The 17,217-nt window shown below is 54.0% G+C and carries 17 protein-coding genes and 2 rRNA genes; 16 read left to right on the forward strand and 3 right to left on the reverse strand.

Going from position 1 to position 17,217, the window contains the following annotated elements:
- Window positions 1–121 precede the first annotated feature (121 nt).
- Window positions 122–2,062: an RNase E specificity factor CsrD gene (gene csrD, locus A936_RS04100; protein WP_008454905.1), complete on the reverse strand. Its 1,941-nt coding sequence runs from the start codon at window positions 2,060–2,062 to the stop codon at window positions 122–124.
- Between the two features lie 207 nt (window positions 2,063–2,269).
- On the opposite strand from csrD, the gene acuI reads away from it, so the two are divergent.
- From acuI to A936_RS04180, 16 genes are all read left to right on the forward strand, one after another.
- A complete protein-coding gene (acuI, locus tag A936_RS04105) occupies window positions 2,270–3,244 on the forward strand; it encodes an acrylyl-CoA reductase (NADPH) (protein ID WP_008454907.1) in 975 nt (324 codons plus the stop codon).
- A gap of 113 nt (window positions 3,245–3,357) precedes the next feature.
- The gene (gene msrP, locus A936_RS04110; protein ID WP_008454908.1) at window positions 3,358–4,362 is read left to right on the forward strand and encodes a protein-methionine-sulfoxide reductase catalytic subunit MsrP; all 1,005 of its coding nucleotides are present in this window, start codon (window positions 3,358–3,360) and stop codon (window positions 4,360–4,362) included.
- Window positions 4,363–4,962, forward strand: coding sequence for a protein-methionine-sulfoxide reductase heme-binding subunit MsrQ (msrQ, locus tag A936_RS04115; protein WP_008454910.1), 600 nt, complete (start codon window positions 4,363–4,365; stop codon window positions 4,960–4,962).
- A 231-nt stretch (window positions 4,963–5,193) separates the two neighbouring features.
- Complete coding sequence (gene aroQ, locus A936_RS04120) at window positions 5,194–5,646, forward strand: type II 3-dehydroquinate dehydratase (protein ID WP_008454912.1); 453 nt, start codon at window positions 5,194–5,196, stop codon at window positions 5,644–5,646.
- Between the two features lie 22 nt (window positions 5,647–5,668).
- On the forward strand, window positions 5,669–6,148 hold the full coding sequence (gene accB, locus A936_RS04125; protein WP_008454913.1) for an acetyl-CoA carboxylase biotin carboxyl carrier protein: 480 nt from the start codon (window positions 5,669–5,671) through the stop codon (window positions 6,146–6,148).
- A 10-nt stretch (window positions 6,149–6,158) separates the two neighbouring features.
- Window positions 6,159–7,505 (forward strand): acetyl-CoA carboxylase biotin carboxylase subunit, encoded by a 1,347-nt coding sequence (accC, locus tag A936_RS04130; RefSeq protein WP_008454915.1) that lies wholly within the window; start codon window positions 6,159–6,161, stop codon window positions 7,503–7,505.
- A gap of 113 nt (window positions 7,506–7,618) precedes the next feature.
- The gene (locus tag A936_RS04135; RefSeq protein ID WP_008454917.1) at window positions 7,619–7,861 is read left to right on the forward strand and encodes a YhdT family protein; all 243 of its coding nucleotides are present in this window, start codon (window positions 7,619–7,621) and stop codon (window positions 7,859–7,861) included.
- Window positions 7,851–9,305, forward strand: coding sequence for a sodium/pantothenate symporter (gene panF / locus A936_RS04140; protein WP_008454918.1), 1,455 nt, complete (start codon window positions 7,851–7,853; stop codon window positions 9,303–9,305). The genes A936_RS04135 and panF overlap by 11 nt, the downstream gene beginning before the upstream one ends.
- 11 nt (window positions 9,306–9,316) lie before the next feature.
- Window positions 9,317–10,201, forward strand: coding sequence for a 50S ribosomal protein L11 methyltransferase (prmA, locus tag A936_RS04145; protein ID WP_008454920.1), 885 nt, complete (start codon window positions 9,317–9,319; stop codon window positions 10,199–10,201).
- A gap of 371 nt (window positions 10,202–10,572) precedes the next feature.
- Window positions 10,573–11,538, forward strand: coding sequence for a tRNA dihydrouridine synthase DusB (dusB, locus tag A936_RS04150; protein ID WP_008454922.1), 966 nt, complete (start codon window positions 10,573–10,575; stop codon window positions 11,536–11,538).
- A gap of 23 nt (window positions 11,539–11,561) precedes the next feature.
- Window positions 11,562–11,858: a DNA-binding transcriptional regulator Fis gene (gene fis, locus A936_RS04155; RefSeq protein WP_000462905.1), complete on the forward strand. Its 297-nt coding sequence runs from the start codon at window positions 11,562–11,564 to the stop codon at window positions 11,856–11,858.
- A 291-nt stretch (window positions 11,859–12,149) separates the two neighbouring features.
- A complete protein-coding gene (locus A936_RS04160; RefSeq protein ID WP_008454924.1) occupies window positions 12,150–12,371 on the forward strand; it encodes a putative periplasmic lipoprotein in 222 nt (73 codons plus the stop codon).
- A gap of 297 nt (window positions 12,372–12,668) precedes the next feature.
- Entirely contained in the window at window positions 12,669–13,694 is a 1,026-nt protein-coding gene (locus A936_RS04165; protein ID WP_008454925.1) for an amino acid ABC transporter substrate-binding protein, read from the forward strand.
- A 71-nt stretch (window positions 13,695–13,765) separates the two neighbouring features.
- The gene (locus tag A936_RS04170; protein ID WP_008454926.1) at window positions 13,766–14,947 is read left to right on the forward strand and encodes an amino acid ABC transporter permease; all 1,182 of its coding nucleotides are present in this window, start codon (window positions 13,766–13,768) and stop codon (window positions 14,945–14,947) included.
- Between the two features lie 9 nt (window positions 14,948–14,956).
- Window positions 14,957–16,060, forward strand: coding sequence for an amino acid ABC transporter permease (locus tag A936_RS04175; protein WP_008454927.1), 1,104 nt, complete (start codon window positions 14,957–14,959; stop codon window positions 16,058–16,060).
- A gap of 8 nt (window positions 16,061–16,068) precedes the next feature.
- Window positions 16,069–16,827 (forward strand): amino acid ABC transporter ATP-binding protein, encoded by a 759-nt coding sequence (locus tag A936_RS04180; RefSeq protein WP_008454928.1) that lies wholly within the window; start codon window positions 16,069–16,071, stop codon window positions 16,825–16,827.
- A 99-nt stretch (window positions 16,828–16,926) separates the two neighbouring features.
- Here A936_RS04180 and rrf read toward each other — a convergent pair.
- Window positions 16,927–17,042 (reverse strand): 5S ribosomal RNA (gene rrf / locus A936_RS04185).
- 97 nt (window positions 17,043–17,139) lie between these two features.
- Window positions 17,140–17,217 (reverse strand): 23S ribosomal RNA (locus tag A936_RS04190); the annotation flags it as partial.

Genomic DNA, 17,217 nt, shown 5'->3' on the forward strand with positions numbered 1-17,217 from the left:
AACGAACAGCTAACAGCAGCAAACCGGTTCATAACGGCTGCGACAATCTGGCTGGCAGGCTGACTAGCCCCCTTGAGATGCAGCGCGCGTTATTCTACGTGAAATAATGGCAAACGGCAGGTTAAACCGAGTATCTTTGTGAATATTTTTTCACATTACTGTCAAGCGGCTGAGATGCGGCGATAAAATCGCCCTGCGCCCCCGCAACCCCGTTATCAATCAGCGTCTGCCACTCGCCGCGGGTCCTCACTCCTGTGGCAAAAACATGGATTCGCGTCCCGTTACAGGCTTCAACCAGGCTCTTCACAAAAAGCTGGTTTTCGGTACGCTTGCCGATGTTTCTGACCAGACCCGGATGCAGCTTAATTAACTCCACATCCAGCTCTTTTATATAAGTTGTGCTGACGACCGTTAATCCCGCCTGGATAATCACAACCCTTGCCCCTAATGCAGTGATTAACCTTACAACATGTTGCAATCGGCTGATGTGTTGACAGACATCTGCCTCAGCAAGTTCAAAAATAATCCGTGCGCGCTTCGATTTTTCGCACTGCATCAGCGAATCACGCAGCCAGCGCTGGAAAGGGGCGCGGATCAGCGAGTCAACGGTAATTTGAATGGCAAGGGTTTCTTCCGGCCAGAAGTTTAGCAGCGGCAACAGCCTGGACACGATCTGCCGATCATATTGTTCGGATAAACCAAATTGCCTGACCATCGGCATGTATTCAGCCGACAAAACTTCCTGCTCACCGTCGAAGATACGGCACATGATTTCACGGTGGTGAACCACCCCATGCTTATCAACCGCGGGTTTCTGGTAAAAGCGCGGGCCGCCCTGCTTGAGGACCTGCTCAAGCAAAGTGCGCCATTTCACGTTGCCCCGGCCCTGTTCAGGGAGCTTATCGTCGTAGACGGACCAGCTGTTGGCCCCCTGGAAAGCGGCGTTGCGGGTCGCGATTTCCGCATGCTCCATAACCTGCTCTTTTGTTTGCCCGCTGCGCCATGCGCAAATGCCAATGTGCAGCATATCGCTGCGATCAACCATACGGGTTGACGGGAGTGCATCCACGGAATTGAGGAGTTGGCTGGCGATACCATCCGCTTCTTTCAGCGTTCGGTGCGGCAGCAATACCGCAAAATCACTGCGGAAATAGCGGGCTAATAAAGCGCCAGGGTAGCGCATCACAAAGGTCGAGAGCAGGTTAACCAAAGTGAATAAGTATTCTTCAACCGGGCCGTTGCCCCAGGTCTCTTTTAATAGCTCGAAATCAGGCAGGCGAATCATCATCACCACGCCGTGAGCACCGACTTGCTCCTGGCCTTCCAGCAGCGTGGCCAGTTGGTTATCAAAGAACAAACGATTATTGAGGCCGGTTTTAATGTCCTGGGCGGCAAATGCCCTGATGAGGGTATCCACGCGGCTTCGCTGCTCGCTGGCGCTTTGCAGGTCCGAAAGTAGAGTATCCATTGCGCTGCTCACCAGCGGCGGCCATTCATGCACGGAACCACGCACTTCTGCCCCTCGCTCCCCGCCGATGATTTTTCCGGCTCTGATTTCCAGCAGCTCTTGCCCGGAAAGCTGTCGTCTCAGCCAGCGCCCGGCCAGGAAGAGCACCACCAGCATAAAAGCGACCGCCGCAGTTAATGGCGTCGTGGTAAACATGGCGTGATAGTAGACAGCAATCGGGTCGAGATAAGTCAGCTGCAGCGTCATACCTGGGTGCTTCATCAACGCGACGTTAATAGTGCGGTAGGTATATTGCGTCCCTGCCGGGCGATAGCCTTCGGGTAAAACGTGCTGGAAGAGGTAAGTTTTATCCGCCATCAGGCGAATTTCGGTAATATCCACCGGTATCATCAGCTCGCTAAAGTGATCCACCAGATCCTGGGGTGAGCGTGAGACCAGTTGGTTATCAACGATCGTGGCAACCGCCATAATGCGCTGCTGAGTTTTGTCGTGAACAGAGTTATAGAAACTTAGCAGGCACCCAAAGAGCGTAACGAAAATCGCAAGCCCGGTTAAAAGGGTAATAAAGGCTGAAAGTTTCGTCGTTAATCGCATCCCTGTGTTAACTCCGGTTAGTGAAAATTAACCACACTCATCATGGGCCCCAAACGAGGAAGCATTAAATAGCAAAGGCCGACCTCAGGCAAACGAAACCCCTCGGGAATTTCTGAGCATTTATTGCGTCAGGTCGGCTCTTCACATCAGTATCGGAGTATAGTCTGCTAAGATTTTTTTCCCATTGCTACCGACCGAGGAACGCCCATGCAGGCATTAATCCTGGAACAGTCCGAAGGCCAAACCCTGGCCGCGGTAAAAACGATCGACCACGACGCGTTGCCAGAAGGCAACGTCACCGTGGAGATTGATTACTCCAGCCTGAATTACAAAGACGCGCTGGCCATCACCGGCAAAGGCAAAATCATTCGTAATTTCCCGATGGTGCCGGGCATCGACTTTGCTGGCAAAGTGCTCACCAGTGAGGACGCTCGTTTTCAGCCAGGCCAGGCGGTGCTGCTCACCGGCTGGGGCGTTGGAGAAAACCATTGGGGCGGCCTGGCGGAAGCCGCGCGGGTAAAAGGTGACTGGCTGGTTGCAATGCCCGAAGGCTTAGATGCGCGCAAGGCGATGATTATCGGCACGGCCGGTTTTACCGCGATGCTCTGCGTGATGGCACTTGAAGATGCAGGTGTGACGTCAGAAAGCGGCGAAATCGTCGTCACTGGCGCAAGCGGCGGCGTAGGCAGCACCGCCATCGCGCTGCTGCACAAACTGGGCTATAAGGTGGCCGCTGTATCCGGCCGCGAAAGTACGCATGATTACCTTCGCAGCCTCGGTGCCGACCGTATTCTTGGCCGCGATGAGTTCGCCGAAACCCGTCCGCTGGAACAACAGCTCTGGGCCGGCGCCATTGATACCGTCGGCGATAAAGTGCTGGCGAAAGTTCTGGCGCAAATGAACTACGGCGGCTGCGTGGCGGCCTGTGGCTTAGCCGGTGGCTTCGCGCTACCAACCACCGTAATGCCGTTTATTCTGCGTAATGTTCGCCTGCAGGGTGTGGATTCCGTCATGACGCCGCCGGATCGCCGCACAGCCGCGTGGGCACGCCTCGTGAAAGACTTGCCGGATGCCTTCTACCAGCAAGCGACGACCGAAATCGGCCTGGCAGAAGCGCCAAAGTACGCCAGCGATATCATTAATAACGCCGCTCAGGGCAGAACCCTGGTAAAAGTGCGTTAAACCTTGCCCGAGGAGCGACGCCCTGTCGCTCCTCAAATTTCAATTTTTCGTGACATATTCGCCGGAACGCTTTCTCTCGGTCATGCTTAGGCTATCGCTACGAGGAGAACGTCATGAAAAAGGTCACCCGGCTCACCGAAGCCGACGTTACGCCAGAATCCGTGTTTATGATGAAGCGCCGCCAGGTACTGAAAGCGCTGGGCATCAGCGCGGCCGCCCTGTCACTCCCTCAGACAGCCAACGCCGATATTCTGTCCTGGTTCAAAGGTCACGATCGCCCCCCGGCACCTGCCGGCAAACCGCTGATGTTCACTAAGCCAGAAGAGTACCAGGCCAAACTGGCCCTGACCCCGGAAGACAAAGTCACGGGCTACAACAACTTCTATGAATTTGGCCTGGATAAGGCCGACCCTGCCGCTAACGCCGGCGGGCTAAAAACCGATCCCTGGCAGATTAAAATCAGCGGCGAAGTGGCTAAACCCATGACGCTCGATCACGATGACCTTTATAAGCGCTTCCCGCTGGAAGAGCGCATTTACCGCATGCGCTGCGTTGAGGCATGGTCGATGGCCGTCCCCTGGATTGGCTTCCCGCTTCACAAGCTGCTCGCTATGGTTGAGCCCACCAGCAACGCAAAATACGTTGCCTTTGAAACGCTTTATGACCCGGAGCAGATGCCGGGCCAAAAGGACCGGTTTATCGGGGGCGGGCTGCAATACCCTTATGTAGAAGGATTGCGGCTGGATGAAGCAATGCATCCGCTCACGCTGTTAACCGTGGGCGTTTATGGTAAAGCTCTGCCGCCGCAAAACGGCGCACCGATTCGCCTTACGGTGCCGTGGAAATATGGTTTTAAAGGCATTAAATCGATTGTCAGCATAAAACTGGTGCGCGAGCTGCCGCCTACGACATGGAACCTTGCCGCACCGAATGAATATGGTTTCTACGCCAACGTAAACCCGCACGTTGATCACCCTCGCTGGTCACAGGCTTCAGAACGCTTTATTGGCTCGGGCGGCGTGCTGGACGTTAAGCGCCAGCCCACCCTGCTGTTCAACGGCTACGCAGACCAGGTCGCCTCGCTGTATCGCGGCCTGAACCTGAAGGAGAACTTCTGAGTGCGCCTGACGGTAAAACAGATTACCTGGCTGAAAGTGGGGCTTCATCTGGCCGCTTTCCTGCCCTTCGTCTGGCTGTTTTACGCGGCAAGCCAGGGACTTTTTAGCGCCGACCCGGCAAAAGACATTCAGCATTTTACCGGCAGAATGGCGCTCAAACTGCTGCTGGCGACGTTACTTGTCACGCCACTCGCGCGTTACGCTAAACAGCCGCTATTGATTCGTACCCGCCGCCTGTTGGGCGTGTGGTGCTTTGTCTGGGCGACGCTGCACCTCACCAGCTATTCCCTGCTTGAGCTAGGGATCAGCAATCTTGGCCTGCTTGGCCAGGAACTGGTTTCCCGCCCTTATCTTACGCTGGGTATCATTTGCTGGATTATCCTGCTGGCCCTGGCCGTGACGTCGACCCAGCGAGCGCAGCGTTTTTTGGGTGCCCGCTGGCAGAAATTGCATAACTTCGTCTATCTGGTCGCGATCCTCGCACCGATTCATTTCCTCTGGTCGGTTAAGATTTTGTCCCCTCAACCCTTGCTTTATGCGCTGGGCGCGATCATTCTTCTTGCACTTCGCTACAAGAAGTTTCGCCAGTGGTGGCGCTAGCCAAAAAGCGTGTGCTTCTCCGCAGAATAAACATCGATCGGTATCCTTAACTGGATATCGGTTGATCATCTTCCCTGATAAGACCAGTATTTAGCTGCCAAATGCTACGAAATCGTTATAATGTGCGACTTCGGTTTTTTCTGACGACCATTTTCGGTTCGAAAAGGTGACAACCGGAAAACTTAGGTATATTTTGTAAATTGCCTACTAATCGCAGGAGATGGCAGCACGATGTCGGGTGAATTTCACATTTTGCTTTTGAATGGCCCTAATCTAAACATGCTGGGCACGCGGGAGCCGGAGAAGTACGGCCACCAGACGTTAGCAGAAATTGTTAACACGCTTGAGGCGGAGGCAACCAGCCTTGGCGTGACGCTCAGTCACCTGCAATCTAACGCCGAATATGCGTTGATTGACCGAATTCATCAGGCCAAAGACACTGTCGACTTTATCCTGATTAATCCGGCCGCGTTCACGCATACCAGCGTCGCGCTGCGCGATGCGTTACTGGCGGTGGATATCCCGTTTATCGAGATTCACCTCAGCAATGTGCACGCGCGTGAACCGTTCCGCCATCATTCCTATCTATCAGATAAGGCCATCGGCGTGATCTGCGGATTAGGCGCTGACGGCTATTCATATGCTTTACAGACGGCGGTAAAACGCCTGTCAAAATCCATCTAAACAAAGAGTACGGAACCCACTCATGGATATTCGTAAGATTAAAAAACTGATCGAGCTGGTTGAAGAATCAGGCATCGCTGAACTGGAAATTTCTGAAGGCGAAGAGTCTGTACGCATCAGCCGCTCCCCGGCAAACGCTGGTTTCCCAATGATGCAACAGGCTTACGCTGCGCCAATGTACCAGCCGCAGCCACAGCCGGGTCTGGCTCAGGCCGTTGCACCAGCCGCAACCCCAGCAATGGAAGCCCCTGCAGCTGCTGAAGTCAGTGGTCACATCGTACGTTCCCCAATGGTCGGTACCTTCTACCGTACCCCTAGCCCGGATGCCAAAGCGTTTGTGGAAGTGGGCCAGAAAGTTAACGTGGGCGACACCCTGTGCATCGTTGAAGCAATGAAAATGATGAACCAGATCGAATCAGATAAAGCCGGTGTGGTGAAAGCAATTCTGATTGAGAATGGTCAGCCGGTAGAATTTGACGAGCCGCTGGTCGTCATCGAGTAACGAGGCGAACATGCTGGATAAAATTGTCATCGCCAACCGCGGCGAGATTGCACTGCGTATTCTTCGTGCCTGTAAAGAACTGGGCATCAAGACTGTCGCTGTGCACTCAAGCGCGGACCGCGATCTGAAACACGTATTACTGGCGGATGAGACGGTCTGTATCGGCCCGGCTCCGTCCGTAAAAAGCTACCTGAACATCCCGGCAATCATCTCTGCGGCGGAAATCACCGGCGCGGTAGCGATTCACCCGGGTTACGGCTTCCTGTCAGAAAACGCCAACTTTGCCGAGCAGGTTGAGCGTTCCGGCTTTATCTTCATCGGCCCGAAAGCTGAAACTATCCGCCTGATGGGCGACAAAGTTTCCGCGATCACCGCGATGAAAAAAGCGGGCGTACCAACGGTACCAGGTTCTGACGGCCCACTGGACGGCGACATGGATAAAAACCGTGCCCATGCAAAACGCATCGGCTACCCGGTGATTATCAAAGCCTCCGGCGGCGGCGGCGGTCGTGGTATGCGCGTAGTGCGCAGCGACGCGGAGCTCGAGCAATCCATCAACATGACCCGTGCGGAAGCCAAAGCGGCTTTCAACAACGACATGGTTTACATGGAAAAATACCTCGAGAACCCACGCCATATCGAGATTCAGGTTCTGGCCGACGGCCAGGGGCACGCTATCTATCTGGCTGAACGTGACTGCTCCATGCAGCGCCGCCACCAGAAAGTCGTTGAAGAAGCACCAGCCCCGGGCATCACGCCTGAGCTGCGTAAATTCATCGGCGACCGCTGCGCCAAAGCCTGTATCGACATTAACTATCGCGGCGCAGGTACCTTTGAGTTCCTGTTCGAAAACGGCGAGTTCTATTTCATCGAAATGAACACCCGTATTCAGGTAGAACACCCGGTTACCGAAATGATCACCGGCGTTGACCTGATCAAAGAGCAGCTGCGTATCGCAGCCGGTCAGCCGCTGTCCATCAAACAGGAAGACGTTCACGTTACCGGCCACGCGGTGGAATGCCGTATCAACGCCGAAGACCCGAACACCTTCCTGCCAAGCCCGGGCAAAATCACGCGCTTCCACGCGCCTGGTGGTTTTGGCGTGCGTTGGGAATCGCATATCTACGCCGGTTACACAGTACCGCCGTACTACGATTCAATGATTGGGAAGCTCATCTGCTACGGCGAAACGCGTGAAGTGGCTATTGCCCGCATGAAAAACGCCCTGGCAGAACTGATTATCGATGGCATCAAAACCAATATCGATCTGCAGACCAAAATCATGAACGACGAAAACTTCCAGCACGGTGGAACCAACATCCACTATCTGGAGAAGAAACTCGGTCTTCAGCACTAAGTTTCCGTTGAACATGTCGACAAAAGGCCGGATTTCCGGCCTTTTTCTTTTTTTATCCTCCGACAGGATGGATGCGTTACAATCCCCGCTTTCTGCGAACTCAAGGGACAAAAATGGACAACCGTTTTGTTCAGGCCCATAAAGAAGCGCGCTGGGCGCTCTGGCTGACCTTGCTCTATCTTGCCGCGTGGTTAGTGGCTGCTTACTTACCTGACAATACACAGGGGATCACCGGCTTGCCGCACTGGTTCGAGATGGCCTGCCTGCTGGTGCCGCTACTGTTTATCCTGCTTTGCTGGCTGATGGTGAAATACTTATTCCGCGACATTCCTCTGGGGGATGACCATGCAAAATGAAGTGATTGCCGTGCTGGTTATCTACCTGATCGCGGTCTTTGGTCTTTCCGTTTATGCCATGCGCCAGCGCACATCCGGCACCTTTCTGAGTGAATATTTCCTCGGCAGCCGTTCGATGGGCGGCTTCGTCCTGGCCATGACGCTCACCACCACCTACATCAGCGCCAGTTCGTTTATAGGCGGCCCGGGTGCAGCCTATAAGTTCGGTTTGGGTTGGGTGCTGCTGGCCATGATTCAGATCCCAACGATCTGGCTTTCTCTGGGGATCCTCGGGAAAAAATTCGCTATCCTGGCGCGCCGCTATAACGCCATCACGCTGAATGACATGCTCCAGGCTCGCTACCAGAATCGGGCCGTCGTCTGGATTGCCAGCATTAGCCTGTTGGTCGCGTTTGTTGGCGCGATTGCCGTCCAGTTCATCGGTGGCGCGCGGCTGCTGGAAACCGCCGCAGGTATAAAGTATGAAACTGGCCTGCTGATTTTCGGGATCACCATCGCGCTCTATACGTCCTTCGGCGGCTTCCGCGCCAGCGTGCTCAATGACACCATGCAGGGCATGGTGATGCTGATAGGCACCATCGTGCTGCTGGTCGGCGTGGTTCATGCCGCTGGCGGGCTGGGCAACGCGGTACAAACGTTAGAACACATCGATCCGAAACTCGTCAGCCCTCAGGGCGCGGGTGACATTCTGACGCCAACGTTTATGGCTTCCTTCTGGGTACTGGTCTGTTTTGGCGTGATCGGCCTGCCCCACACGGCGGTACGCTGCATCTCTTATAAAGACAGCAAAGCCGTGCACCGCGGCATCATCATAGGCACCATTGTGGTCGCAATCCTGATGCTGGGCATGCACCTTGCTGGCGCGCTGGGCAGAGCGGTACTCCCGGGCCTGACGGTGCCGGATCTGGTTATCCCTACGCTGATGATGCAGGTTCTGCCGCCCTGGGCCGCTGGGTTATTCCTGGCCGCACCAATGGCCGCCATTATGTCCAACGTGAACGCCCACTTGCTGCAGGCCTCCGCGACGATCGTGAAAGACCTGTGGCTTAGCGCAAGTCCGACTAAAATTCATCAGGAGCGCCGCCTGAAGCGCATTTCCACCACCACGACGCTGGTGCTGGGCATTCTGATGATGCTGGCAGCTTGGCGACCACCTGAGATGATTATCTGGCTTAATCTGCTGGCCTTCGGGGGCCTTGAGGCCGTTTTCCTGTGGCCGCTGGTGCTGGGCCTCTATTGGGAGAAAGCGAACGCAGCAGGCGCGCTGAGCGGCATGATTGTCGGCGGCGGACTGTACGCGGTGCTCGCCAGTTTTGGCCTGCAGCTCCTGGGCTTCCACCCGATTGTGCCTTCGCTCCTGTTCAGCTTGCTGGCGTTCCTGATAGGTAACCGTTTTGGTCGCCACGTTCCGGAACCCCTTCTTGTTTCCACTACTGATAAATAAAGAGTTTCGCCATGCCATGGATCCAACTTAAAATTAACACCACCGGCGGCAACGCTGAAAGCTTAGGCGATGCGCTGATTGAAAGCGGGGCGGTTTCCGTCACCTTCCAGGACACCCACGACACGCCGGTCTTTGAACCGCTGCCGGGTGAAACTCGCCTTTGGGGCGATACCGACGTTATCGGCCTGTATGACGCGGAAACCGACATGGAAGAAGTTGTCGCTATCCTCGAGCACTGCCCTTTGTTAGGCCAGGGTTTCCACCACAAAGTGGAACAGCTGGAAGATAAAGACTGGGAGCGCGAATGGATGGACAACTTCCACCCAATGCGCTTCGGCAACCGCCTGTGGATCTGCCCAAGCTGGCGCGATGTGCCGGATGCAACTGCCGTGAACGTGATGCTCGACCCGGGTCTGGCGTTTGGCACCGGAACCCATCCAACCACCTCGCTGTGCCTCGAATGGCTCGACGGCCTGGACCTGGCGGGCAAAACTGTGATCGACTTCGGTTGCGGCTCCGGGATCCTGGCGATTGCCGCCCTTAAACTGGGGGCCGCAAAAGCTATCGGCATCGATATCGATCCGCAGGCAATTCAGGCGAGCCGCGATAACGCTGAGCGTAACGGTGTTTCTGACCGGCTTGAGCTTTACCTGCCGAAAGACCAGCCAGAAGTCATGAGCGCCGACGTGGTGGTCGCTAACATCCTGGCAGGCCCTTTGCGTGAGTTATCGCCGTTAATCAGCGTGCTGCCGGTTGAGGGCGGTTTACTTGGCCTTTCCGGCGTTCTGGCAAGCCAAGCCGAAGGGGTATGTGAAGCTTATGCCGATAAGTTCACGCTTGACCCGGTTGCGGAAAAAGAAGAGTGGTGCCGTATCACCGGCCGCAAGCACGGCTGATCAAAATAACGGCATACGGACATCGGGCCGTGTGCCGTTTTCAGCCAGTTTTAGTGATCAAGCCACATGTAAAAATGAGAGATTGTTCGCATAAAAACCCCAAAACTGACCACAAAAACAGCGGTTTATCTGGTAAAAATAGCCTGTTGGACAGCATATTTCTGCTAACTTTCAGGAAAATTTAAAACAGCATGAAATAAACGAAAAATCCTAACCATCTGATTAATTGAATGAATTACGTATTCTGGCCGCATTTGTTGCCGCTTCATTGATCTGTGACAGAGGATTGTTCAAAGTTTGGCCTTTCATCTCGTGTGAAAAATGCGTAATATACGCCGCCTTGCAGGCACAGTATGGTCATTTCTTAACTCATGCGCATCGGACACCACCAGCTCAGAAATCGCCTGATCGCAGCACCTATGGCTGGCATCACTGACAGACCATTCAGGACGCTGTGCTACGAGATGGGAGCCGGGTTAACCGTTTCCGAGATGATGTCCTCTAACCCAGAAGTTTGGGCGAGCGATAAATCCCGTTTACGCATGGTTCATGTGGATGAACCGGGTATTCGCACCGTGCAGATTGCCGGCAGCGTACCGGAAGAGATGGCAGAAGCCGCGCGAATTAACGTGGCTAATGGCGCCCAGATTATTGATATCAATATGGGTTGTCCGGCAAAAAAGGTGAATCGTAAGCTGGCAGGTTCAGCGCTTCTACAGTACCCGAGTCTGGTAAAGGACATCGTGACGACGGTAGTGAAGGCAGTGGATGTTCCTGTGACGTTGAAAATTCGTACCGGCTGGGAGCCCGCGCACCGTAACTGTGTAGAGATTGCCCAACTGGCTGAAGACTGTGGGATTCAGGCTCTGACAATTCATGGACGCACACGCGCCTGTTTATTCCAGGGCGATGCTGAATACGACAGCATTCGGGCAGTTAAGCAGAAAGTTTCCATTCCGATTATCGCGAATGGTGACATTACTGACCCGCTTAAAGCCAGAGCTGTACTTGACTATACGGGGGCTGATGCCCTGATGATAGGCCGTGCGGCTCAGGGAAGACCCTGGATCTTTCGGGAAATCCAGCATTATCTGGACACTGGAGAGCTGCTGCCCCCCTTGCCTCTGGCAGAGGTGAAGCGCTTACTTTGCTCGCACGTTCGGGAACTGCATAGCTTTTATGGCGATGTAAAAGGTTACCGAATTGCTCGTAAACACGTCTCCTGGTATCTCCAGGAGCACGCTCCAGATGACCAGTTTCGGCGCACATTCAACGCCATTGAGGATACCAGCGAACAGCTGGAGGCGTTGGAGGCATACTTCGAAAATCTTGCGTAATGAAATAAAGAGCTGACAGAACTATGTTCGAACAACGCGTAAATTCTGACGTACTGACCGTTTCCACCGTTAACTCTCAGGATCAGGTAACTCAAAAGCCCCTGCGTGACTCGGTTAAACAGGCACTGAAGAACTATTTTGCTCAACTGAATGGTCAGGATGTGAATGACCTGTATGAGCTGGTACTGGCTGAAGTTGAACAGCCACTGTTGGACATGGTGATGCAATACACCCGCGGCAACCAGACCCGCGCTGCCCTGATGATGGGTATCAACCGCGGTACGCTGCGTAAGAAACTGAAAAAATACGGCATGAACTGATACTAATCAGTTAGTGTTGTGAAAAGGCGCGACTCGGCATGGGAAAGCGCCTTTTCTCTTTTCTACACCCCGAATCTGACGTTTTTCCTCATCATTCATCGCTGCATCGCCCTTTCCTTCACTTTGTTTACACTTCACACGCTTTGCAATTATTCCTCGATCCTGTGGTCTGAGTCGCAGTGGTAAAATAGCCACATTCACACCGGTGCAGCATCCGTGAAAGCTTCGTACCTTGATGGGCACCTACGAGAGCAATCCCTGTTCCGGCGATTGGTAAAACCGAGGTTCAAAATGACTAAATTCATCGCTGTCACGTTGCTCACTACTTTTCTGGCTGGCTGTGCGACCGATTCCCCTTGCGTACCGGTCTATGATGACCAGGGGCGCCTGGTGCACACCAATACCTGTATGAAAGGCACCACTCAGGATAACTGGGAAACCGCTGGCGCGATTGCCGCCGGTACCGCTGCAGTGGCAGGCGTAGCCCTGGGTATCGTGGCACTCACCAAATAAGTTCTCCCCTCGACCAAAGCGCGAGGCTCTCGCGCTTTTTTGTTTCTTCTTCCTGCAACACCTGAATCATTTTGCTCTGAAATGCGCCGTTAGTTGCAGGCCTGCACTATTTCGGCGCATTTTCTTGCCCATACCTTCATGGCTACCTGCCTTCTTCTTCATAAGACGCCCCCGCAAAAACCTGGCATCCCCTTTGCTTTAAAGACTATGACTCGGGCATTTGCCACAAATACGGATCTGGCACCTCCCGGATGCCATTTCGCCAATAATGATAATTTTGCCACTCAGGATGCATTTATGAAGAAGATGATGATCGCCACTCTGGTCGCTACCGGCACGCTGTTTGCGATGGCTAATCAGGCTCATGCAGGCACCACGCTGGATGCCGTCAAAAAGAAAGGCTTCGTGCAATGTGGAATCAGCGATGGTCTGCCGGGCTTTTCTTACGCTGACGGCAGCGGCAAGTTTACCGGTATCGATGTGGATGTTTGCCGTGGCGTGGCGGCGGCAGTCTTCGGCGATGCTTCTAAAGTCAAATACACGCCTCTGACAGCAAAAGAGCGCTTTACGGCGCTGCAGTCCGGCGAGGTAGATATTCTTTCCCGTAACACCACCTGGACTTCTTCCCGCGACGCGGGCATGGGGATGGTGTTCACCGGCGTCACTTACTATGACGGTATCGGCTTCCTGACCCACAATAAAGCCGGCCTCAAAAGCGCGAAAGAGCTCGACGGTGCCACGGTTTGTATTCAGGCCGGAACCGACACCGAGCTGAACGTCGCCGACTACTTCAAAGCCAATAAGATGAAGTACACGCCGGTCACCTTTGACCGTTCAGACGAGTCGGCCAAAGCGCTGGAGTCCGGGCGCTGCGATACTCTGGCCTCAGATCAGTCTCAGCTGTACGCCCTGCGCATCAAGCTCAGCAATCCGGCAGAATGGCTTGTGCTGCCAGAAGTCATCTCTAAAGAACCCCTGGGACCCGTTGTACGCCGCGGGGACGATGACTGGTTCTCCATCGTGCGCTGGACGCTGTTCGCCATGCTGAATGCCGAAGAGATGGGCATTAATTCTAAAAACGTCGACCAGATGGCCGCCAACCCGACCACGCCGGATATGGCGCACCTGTTAGGGAAAGAGGGTGATTTCGGCAAAGACCTGAAGCTGGACAACAAGTGGGCCTACAACATCGTGAAGCAGGTCGGTAACTACGCTGAGATTTTCGAGAGTAACGTCGGTGCCCAAAGCCCGCTGAAAATCAAACGCGGCCAGAACAACCTGTGGAACAACGGTGGGATTCAGTACGCCCCACCAGTTCGCTAAGCGACATACCAGAACAGGGCACTGCCCATTGCGGTGCCCCAGATTTATGTTCCTGTTACTGAGGTTTGCTTATGCGTCATCACCGCCCAGCCGTGAAGGCCGACTTATCTTTTTCTAACCCCTCGGTTTGCGCCTGGCTGTATCAAATCATCGCCATCGCCTTGGTTATTGGCGTGGCGGTTTATTTGATTCACAACACCATTACCAACCTGGACAGCCGCGGTATTACCTCCGGTTTTGCCTTTCTCGATCGCGCCGCCGGGTTCGGCATTGTCCAGCATCTTGTCGACTACGATCAGGGAGATACCTACGGCAAAGTCTTTGCTGTTGGGCTGCTGAATACCCTGCTGGTGTCTGTTCTCTGTATTGTATTCGCGACATTTATCGGCTTCTTTGTGGGCCTGGCACGCCTCTCTGATAACTGGCTGGTGCGTAAACTCTCTACCTTTTATATAGAGACATTTCGCAACATCCCCCCGCTGCTGCAAATTTTCTTCTGGTACTTTGCCGTGCTGCGTAATCTGCCGGGCCCACGCCAGGCTCTGGATGCCTTTGGCCTGATGTACCTGAGCAATCGCGGGCTGTCTCTTCCGGCTCCGATTATGGGGGAAGGTCTGCTGGCATTTGCGGTTGCCATTCTGTGCGCACTGATCGTTTCTGCGGGCCTGTACCGCTATAACAAAATGCACCAAATGAGAACCGGGCAGATTCGTCGCACCTGGCCCGTGACGATCGCGTTTATCGTTGTGCTTCCGCTGCTGGCGCATTTGATCTTCGGGGCAGCCCTTCACTGGGATATTCCAGCTCTGCACGGTTTCAACTTCAGCGGTGGGATTGTACTTATCCCTGAACTGGCGGCTTTAACGCTGGCGCTGTCGGTTTACACCTCGGTCTTTATCGCGGAAATCATTCGCTCAGGTATTCAGTCCGTCCCCTTTGGCCAGCATGAGGCGGCTTTGTCCCTGGGTCTGCCTAAGCAGGTGACGCTTCGCCAGGTGATTGTGCCCCAGGCGCTGAGAGTCATCATTCCGCCGTTGACCAGCCAGTACTTGAACATCGTCAAAAACTCTTCCCTGGCAGCAGCCATTGGTTATCCGGATATGGTGTCTTTGTTTGCCGGCAGCGTGCTTAACCAAACGGGCCAGGCTATCGAAACCATCGCTATCACGATGTCCGTTTATTTGCTTATCAGCCTGGTTATTTCGCTGCTGATGAACGTCTATAACCGCCGTATCGCCCTCGTCGAGCGTTAAGGAATGTCGATGACTAAAGTTTTAACGGCGCACGACGCCCGCCAGGCAGCTAACCACCTGGAACGAATCTGGCGCTGGATGCGTAAAAATCTCTTCTCCAGCTGGCTGAATACTCTGCTCACACTGCTTTGTCTCGGGCTGATGTGGACGCTTATCCCTCCGCTTCTGAACTGGGCGGTTTTCCAGGCGAATTGGGTAGGTGAGACAAGAGCCGACTGTACTCAGGGAGGGGCGTGTTGGGTCTTTATCCACGACCGCTTCGGGCAGTTTATGTATGGACTTTATCCTCACGAATTGCGCTGGCGCATCAACCTTGCACTGATCATTGGATTACTTTCCGTAGCCGCAATGTTCTGGAAGTCGCTTCCTCACCGTGGTCGCTATATCGCCGCCTGGGCCGTGGCCTATCCGCTCCTCGTTTGGCTCTTGATGTACGGTGGATTCCTGGGGCTGGACCGCGTGGAGACTCGTCTTTGGGGCGGATTAACCCTCACGCTAATCATTGCTTCCGTCGGCATCGCAGGCGCCCTGCCGCTGGGTATTGTGCTGGCACTGGGCAGACGATCGCGCATGCCGGTTGTGAGAATCCTTTCAATAATGTTTATCGAATTTTGGCGAGGTGTACCGCTGATCACGGTGCTGTTCATGTCTTCCGTGATGCTGCCGCTGTTTCTACCGGAAGGCACCACCATCGATAAACTGATTCGGGCATTGGTCGGGGTGATTTTATTCCAGTCAGCCTATGTGGCCGAGGTGGTTCGTGGCGGGCTGCAGGCTCTGCCCAAAGGGCAATATGAGGCAGCAGAGTCATTGGCGCTAGGTTACTGGAGAATGCAAGGGCTGGTGATTTTACCTCAGGCCCTGAAGTTGGTGATCCCGGGTCTGGTGAACACGATTATTGCGCTGTTTAAAGACACCAGTCTGGTGATCATCATCGGCCTGTTCGATCTGTTTAGTAGCGTACAGCAAGCCACTGTCGATCCGGCCTGGCTGGGGATGTCGACAGAAGGCTATGTCTTTGCCGCTATCGTCTATTGGATTTTCTGTTTCAGTATGTCGCGCTACAGCCAGCATCTGGAGAAGCGCTTCCACACCGGCCGCACGCCGCACTAAGGATTATGATGAGTAAAATGACACTGCAGGCTGCCGACACGATGATCACGTTGGAAAATGTGAACAAATGGTACGGGCAATTCCATGTTTTAAAAGATATAAATCTCAATGTGAAGCAGGGTGAGCGTATCGTGCTGTGTGGGCCATCGGGCTCCGGGAAATCAACGACTATTCGCTGTATTAACCATCTTGAAGAGCATCAGCAGGGGCGTATTGTCGTTGACGGCACAGAGTTGAATGACGATCTCCGCAATATAGAAAAAGTCCGTACCGAAATCGGCATGGTCTTTCAGCACTTTAACCTGTTCCCGCATTTAACGGTCTTGCAGAACTGCACCCTGGCTCCGATTTGGGTGCGTAAGATGCCGAAGAAAGAAGCGGAAGCGCTGGCGATGCATTATCTCGAACGAGTGCGAATCGCTGAACATGCGCATAAATTCCCGGGGCAAATATCCGGTGGCCAGCAGCAGCGTGTGGCCATTGCTCGCTCGCTATGCATGAAGCCTAAAATCATGCTCTTCGATGAACCGACGTCTGCACTTGACCCGGAAATGGTGAAGGAAGTGCTGGATACCATGATTGGCCTGGCCGAATCCGGGATGGCGATGCTGTGCGTGACTCACGAAATGGGGTTTGCGCGTACCGTTGCCGACAGGGTTATCTTTATGGACCGTGGAGAGATCGTAGAGCAGGCACCACCTGAAGAGTTTTTTGCCCATCCGAAATCGGAAAGAACGCGAGCTTTCTTGTCTCAGGTTATCCATTAAACGACAAAGGCCGCTGACGCGGCCTTTTTTATGCTGTTTTGCACATCTCTGAAAGCAAAAAACCCCGGCCTTTCGGTCGGGGTTAATGCTTTATTTGATGCCTGACAGTTCCCTACTCTCGCATGGGGAGACCCCACACTACCATCGGCGCTACGGCGTTTCACTTCTGAGTTCGGCATGGGGTCAGGTGGGACCACCGCGCTACGGCCGCCAGGCAAATTCTGTTATTGACCGTTATATCTCCATATAACCATCAATCTAATCCTGAACTAAGCTGAAAATCTTTCGTCTCTAAAACACCTTCGGTGTTGTAAGGTTAAGCCTCACGGATCATTAGTACTGGTTAGCTCAACGTATCGCTACGCTTACACACCCAGCCTATCAACGTCG

Source organism: Enterobacter sp. Ag1, from assembly GCA_000277545.1.
GTDB lineage: Bacteria > Pseudomonadota > Gammaproteobacteria > Enterobacterales > Enterobacteriaceae > Cedecea.

Excerpts from the sequence above, each read along its gene's own strand:
- csrD (WP_008454905.1), bottom strand. The coding sequence starts at position 2,062 with ATGCGATTAACGACGAAACTTTCAGCCTTTATTACCCTTTTAACCGGG.
- acuI (WP_008454907.1), top strand. The coding sequence starts at position 2,270 with ATGCAGGCATTAATCCTGGAACAGTCCGAAGGCCAAACCCTGGCCGCG.
- msrP (WP_008454908.1), top strand. The coding sequence starts at position 3,358 with ATGAAAAAGGTCACCCGGCTCACCGAAGCCGACGTTACGCCAGAATCC.
- aroQ (WP_008454912.1), top strand. The coding sequence starts at position 5,194 with ATGTCGGGTGAATTTCACATTTTGCTTTTGAATGGCCCTAATCTAAAC.
- accB (WP_008454913.1), top strand. The coding sequence starts at position 5,669 with ATGGATATTCGTAAGATTAAAAAACTGATCGAGCTGGTTGAAGAATCA.
- accC (WP_008454915.1), top strand. The coding sequence starts at position 6,159 with ATGCTGGATAAAATTGTCATCGCCAACCGCGGCGAGATTGCACTGCGT.
- A936_RS04135 (WP_008454917.1), top strand. The coding sequence starts at position 7,619 with ATGGACAACCGTTTTGTTCAGGCCCATAAAGAAGCGCGCTGGGCGCTC.
- panF (WP_008454918.1), top strand. The coding sequence starts at position 7,851 with ATGCAAAATGAAGTGATTGCCGTGCTGGTTATCTACCTGATCGCGGTC.
- prmA (WP_008454920.1), top strand. The coding sequence starts at position 9,317 with ATGCCATGGATCCAACTTAAAATTAACACCACCGGCGGCAACGCTGAA.
- dusB (WP_008454922.1), top strand. The coding sequence starts at position 10,573 with ATGCGCATCGGACACCACCAGCTCAGAAATCGCCTGATCGCAGCACCT.
- fis (WP_000462905.1), top strand. The coding sequence starts at position 11,562 with ATGTTCGAACAACGCGTAAATTCTGACGTACTGACCGTTTCCACCGTT.
- A936_RS04160 (WP_008454924.1), top strand. The coding sequence starts at position 12,150 with ATGACTAAATTCATCGCTGTCACGTTGCTCACTACTTTTCTGGCTGGC.
- A936_RS04165 (WP_008454925.1), top strand. The coding sequence starts at position 12,669 with ATGAAGAAGATGATGATCGCCACTCTGGTCGCTACCGGCACGCTGTTT.
- A936_RS04170 (WP_008454926.1), top strand. The coding sequence starts at position 13,766 with ATGCGTCATCACCGCCCAGCCGTGAAGGCCGACTTATCTTTTTCTAAC.
- A936_RS04175 (WP_008454927.1), top strand. The coding sequence starts at position 14,957 with ATGACTAAAGTTTTAACGGCGCACGACGCCCGCCAGGCAGCTAACCAC.
- A936_RS04180 (WP_008454928.1), top strand. The coding sequence starts at position 16,069 with ATGAGTAAAATGACACTGCAGGCTGCCGACACGATGATCACGTTGGAA.